Origin of the sequence: Bacillus sp. JJ1127 (genome assembly GCF_036965845.1) — a bacterium.
Lineage (GTDB): Bacteria > Bacillota > Bacilli > Bacillales > Bacillaceae_G > Bacillus_A.
Genome location: NZ_JBALQK010000280.1, coordinates 15674 through 20553, shown reverse-complemented (window position 1 = coordinate 20553; position 4880 = coordinate 15674). Strand labels below are relative to the sequence as shown.

Sequence of the window (4880 nt, the reverse complement as noted above, 5' to 3'; positions counted from 1 at the left end):
ATCAGCTTACATTAGAGATTGCCAAAGTATTAGTCTAAAAACAAGGAGAAAAACAGTTGAAAAATTCAGTATATTCAGTATAATTAACTTGTAACTATAATAACGTTTTCAGTTACAAGAGTTATATCACTTGATTTCTAAAGAGAAGATCCCTGCAAATCAAGTAATGGAAAAAAATTTGTGCACCTTTGTATCCGGTATTCTCCACTAAAATGTTTCTTTCAAATAAATAGGAAGAAGGACGTGATAAGATGAATCAAATGAATACACTTTCTCTATGGTCAGCGACTGCAAATAACTATGAGAAAGGAAAAACTCTAGAAGGAAATGAAGAGACGGATGTTGTTATTATTGGCGCTGGTTTCACTGGTCTTTCCTCTGCTTATCATTTACAAAAATTAGGAAAGGATGTCATTGTCCTAGAGCAAGAAACGATCGGATACGGCGCCAGCGGTCGTAACGGCGGGATGGTATTGCCAGGCTATAAGCCAACGATGCAGCAGCTTGCCAAAAAGTATGGTGCCGACGAGGCTAGACAGCTAAACGATCTCTCCTTGTTTGGTATTGAACTGGTAAAAAGCATTATTGATGAACATCAAATCAACTGTGACTTTAGAAATACAGGTCACATTGTAGTGGCTTACAAAGCCAAGCATTTTGAAGAATTAAAACTTGAAAGCGCATACTTAAATGAAAATTTCGGGTACGAATCAAGAGTACTCGATCGAAGTCAATTGCATCAAGAGATCGATTCTCCGGTTTATCATGGCTGCTTAGTCGATGACTTAAGTTACTCATTCCATCCACTGAATTATGCAATTGGTTTGGGAGAAGCAGCTAAATCGATCGGTGCTAGAATCTTTGAGCATTCTAAAGTATTATCCATTGAGTACGGTCGAAATAGTGTGAAAGTTAAAACAGAAAAAGGTTCTGTTATTGCGAAAGACATTATTGTGGCGACAGATGGTTATTCTGGAAAAATCATAAATGAACTGAACAAAGGCGTACTGCCAATTTCGGCACGTATTATTGCAACTGAACCGCTTCCAGAGTCATTGTTGAATACTGTCATTCCTAAAGATCGTATGGTTTTTGATACGAGTAGTTTTCTTTACTATTTCCGTCGTACACCAGATAATCGAATCGTATTTGGCGGTGGCGATATTCGTCCAAACTTAGGTGATGGCGTGTATCAAAAAGTTTACGATGCGATGGTAAACTTGATGCCGAAACTGGCAGGAAGCAAAATTGAATACCGTTGGGGGGGATTTATTGGGGTTACAATTGATACATTCCCGGTTATCGGCAGATCCAAAGAAGGTGCATATTTCGCAACAGGTTATACGGGTCATGGCGCTTCTCTCTCGACATTGTTTGGTAAGTTATTGGCACAATGGATCGTTACAGGGAATGCAGGCGGATATCGATTTGAAAAGGAACGCCTAAAATCATTCCCGTTCCATAATCAGAAAACTATGCTTGTAAATCTAGCCCATATTGGTTTCAAACTGCATGATATTTTTGCATAAAGGAGGGATATTTGTGAAAATTAACATGTTCATTGACAGGAAATGGGTAGGAGCGTTATCCGGTGCTGTATTTACTGAAGACATGGATCGAGCGAAACGTGTCATTAGTAAATTGCGCGCGGGCATTACTTGGATTAATAGTTATCACCTCGCTTATGTTGAAGGGCCTTGGGGAGGATATAAGCAAAGTGGAATTGGCAGAGCGTTAGGTGCTACTGGGCTGGAGCACTTTATGGAAATGAAGCAAATCAATATCCACCAGCATGCCAAGCCTGTCGGTTGGTATGCGAATTAATTTGGCTTAACTTGCTGTCTAAATTATTTTTAGGAGGGTATGCGTATGGAAATAGTAGGAAACCGTCCCTCACCGAAGAAAGAAACAGCAGAAATTATGAATAGGCCAGCAAATGATTCAGCACTGGGAACCAAAAGTATTCCTTTACTATATTTCCGGTTTGCTTTGGCAGGGATTATGGCTAATGCGATTCTTGGAGTGGTATCGGTTGTCGATGGCTATTTCGTCAGCGGTTTTCAGGAGCTGGAAGTGGAAGGAATCGGAATTGGATTTACGATCATGGTTATTACCCGTATGCTTGGCGTTCTTTTTGGTATAGGAGCCGGAGCGGTCATTTCACTTCGACTTGGAAAAGGGGAAATTGAAGAAGCTAGGAGTATTATGGGGCAAACTTTATGGTTTACTCTTTTCTTCTCCACTTTGCTAGCTGTACTTGGATTGGTCTTTGAAAACCAAATCATGACTTTATTCGGAGCAAGTCAGGATGCACTTCCATATGCGGTGAAATACAGCCGGCTATTGTGGATTTCATTGCCAATAACGATATTGGCGGTTGTACTAAGTATTTTTACCAATATCGATGAAAAACCTGTATTATCAATGAACAGTTGGTTAGTTGCAGCGGTTGTTGCCGGAATTACAGAATGGATTATGGTAGTGAAATATGACATGGGGATGATGGGTTCTTCGTGGGCGAATACAATTTCACAATCGATCCCTGTTTTACTAATCTTTTATTTTTGGTTCGGTAAAACAAAGCTTAAGCCAAAAATAAAAGATATGAAGATTAATCTCAAGATAATTGGTGAGGTGGCTTGGACAGGTTTTGCATCTTTTTCGAGTCAGTTCATGATGTTTTTTGCCATTATTTTCTTCAACAATTTACTGCAAAGCTACGGTGGTGGGCTGCACGTTGCTGCTTTCACAATTCAAAACGGTTATATTACAAATCTGCTCGCCTTAGCAGCGCTCGGTGGGATGACAGGACTTCAACCGATCATTAGTTATAATTACGGTGCAGGCAATCTTGATCGTGTTAAACAAGCAATTAAGATTGGACTCATTTTTACCGTTGCTTTCTTTTTGATTGCAACAGGTTTACTAATCATTTTTGCAGATCCAATTGTATCATTTTTTTCTGGCGGTAATCTTGAATTGCAGAAACTGGGCATTTGGTCGACAGTTGTATTCAACTCTTTGTTTATGCTTAATGCAGTCAGCTTGCTTATATCCGGTTATTTCGAATCCCAAGAGAGAAACTGGACCGCAACGTTTATTAATGTTAGCAAAATGCTGTTGTTCTTGTTCCCGTTTCTATTTATTTTCCCGAAATTCTGGGGTGTAGAAGGTATATGGTACGCAGGCCCTGCTGCAGAAATTCCTGGCGTTCTCATTGCCATATACTTTATGAAAAAAGAGTTCAAACGTTTAAAAGATACGAATGTTAAGACAGTACGTTTATAGAACTTATTCCTTCAAAATTACCTATAAGAAAGAGAGAGGATTATCATGTTTTTTGCGAAAAAACTTACAGCAGATGAAGCACAACAATTAGGTGTTGACACTTGGGAAGCGTGGGTAGGCGAACCTAATAAAGGAACTTGGCATGTAGAAGAGCAGGAAGTTTTCTATGTGACAGATGGTGAAGTGTTTATTACTGTTGATAGAGAAAAATATCATATTACAAAGGAGTGGGTCGTTTCCTTGGCTAAAGATCTTGTTTGTGAATGGGATTGCCCAAAATTTTTGAAAAAGAATTATAAAATGAACCATGAGATCAATTTGAAATAATGTAAAATTAGGAGCGGCATTCGCTCATCATAGCCATATACTTTGCCTAAATATTTGTGATTTATGATGCACAGCGCTATTATCCGACCTTGCGTCATATGCGATTGCTGCTTATTTTATGTGAATAAAATTCAGAATATTCAAATAAAAATGATAGTTGATAGAGCTATCGTTTTTCAGGATCATACAGAAGGCAAAAAGGCCCTATAAAGACAAAAAAACGGGTGTAACAAACGTTCCTTTACCCGTTTTTTAATAGACCATTATTATGATTTATTTTTGACTAAGCCGAACAATAATACGTCTACGATAGATGAGAGTGCTTCTGGTAAGGTCATATTATTTTCCATATAAAAACGTTGATCAAAGACAGAATTTGTAGCATCTATGATCAGCTTTACAGCGAGTGTTGGATTGATTTCAATGAGTTCACCTTGCTGCATACCTTCTTCGAGTAGCAAGCGCAGAGCTTCCCACTCGCTCAAAGCGTCATTCACTTTTTTCCATTGTTCCGGGTAATAGCGCTTCATTTGTTCCAACACTTTGAAGTCGTAAAATTCAAAATTGGGTAACACAGTACAAATCTGTCTGATCTTTTCAATTAGGCTTAAAGATGTATTATTCATAATTTGTTCTGTTTGTTCATCGAATTCTGATAACGATTGATCAATGATTAATTCTAAAATTTCAACTTTTGAAGAAAAATGTTGATAAAGATATCGTTTGTTTACACCAATGCGTTTCGCTAAATCATCCATTGTAAACTTCATGCCTTTATCATGAATCTCTTCAACAAAAGCTCTTATAATGCGTTCTCTCATACCCAGTACTCCTTAAATTAGAAATTTGTTGAAAAGGTTATCTAAACTAAGTTACTCAACTTTCGTACCTTGAAAAAATTTTTAATCCTTGTCTGTGCCATATTCTCTGTTGGGACAATTCCCTTATTAACATATAACACCATTCTTTTTAGCAGGCTAAAAGCAACGGAACTCCCAATTAAAAACAGAACGGTACATATCTTCCATAATACAGCAGAATTCCCTGGCCGAAAAGGCACTTAACTCGACTATCTCAAGTATTCTCTTGAACAAATAATATATCGATGGGTATAGTATAAGGATACTTGGTTCACCAGAGACAGTTAAAAATGGTTACCTGTCTGATCATAGTCATCAAGTTAAGGAAATAGATAAAATTAAACTGGAGACATTCAAGGACAAATAAAAAAGTTTTAATCTATTTTAACCGGATAGATAGTTTGT

The 4880-nt window shown here is 37.7% G+C and carries 4 protein-coding genes and 1 pseudogene; 4 read left to right on the top strand and 1 reads right to left on the bottom strand.

The annotated features are described in order from the left end of the window. The first annotated feature begins 251 nt into the window (after positions 1 to 251). The 4 genes and pseudogenes from V7183_RS22485 to V7183_RS22470 all read left to right on the top strand — a co-directional run bounded on the left by V7183_RS22485 (position 252) and on the right by V7183_RS22470 (position 3615). Positions 252 to 1529 carry an NAD(P)/FAD-dependent oxidoreductase gene (locus V7183_RS22485; RefSeq protein ID WP_335360902.1) on the top strand — a complete coding sequence of 426 codons (1278 nt, stop codon included), beginning with the start codon at positions 252 to 254 and terminating at the stop codon, positions 1527 to 1529. A gap of 55 nt (positions 1530 to 1584) precedes the next feature. Continuing rightward, positions 1585 to 1824: pseudogene (locus V7183_RS22480) on the top strand (aldehyde dehydrogenase family protein); the annotation flags it as partial. 45 nt (positions 1825 to 1869) lie between these two features. Beyond that, the gene (locus tag V7183_RS22475) at positions 1870 to 3288 is read left to right on the top strand and encodes an MATE family efflux transporter (protein WP_335360901.1); all 1419 of its coding nucleotides are present in this window, start codon (positions 1870 to 1872) and stop codon (positions 3286 to 3288) included. A 45-nt stretch (positions 3289 to 3333) separates the two neighbouring features. Continuing rightward, the gene (locus tag V7183_RS22470) at positions 3334 to 3615 is read left to right on the top strand and encodes a cupin domain-containing protein (protein WP_335360900.1); all 282 of its coding nucleotides are present in this window, start codon (positions 3334 to 3336) and stop codon (positions 3613 to 3615) included. A 266-nt stretch (positions 3616 to 3881) separates the two neighbouring features. On the opposite strand, the gene V7183_RS22465 is transcribed toward V7183_RS22470, so the two are convergent. After that, entirely contained in the window at positions 3882 to 4436 is a 555-nt protein-coding gene (locus V7183_RS22465; RefSeq protein ID WP_335360899.1) for a TetR/AcrR family transcriptional regulator, read from the bottom strand. Positions 4437 to 4880: the final 444 nt, after the last annotated feature.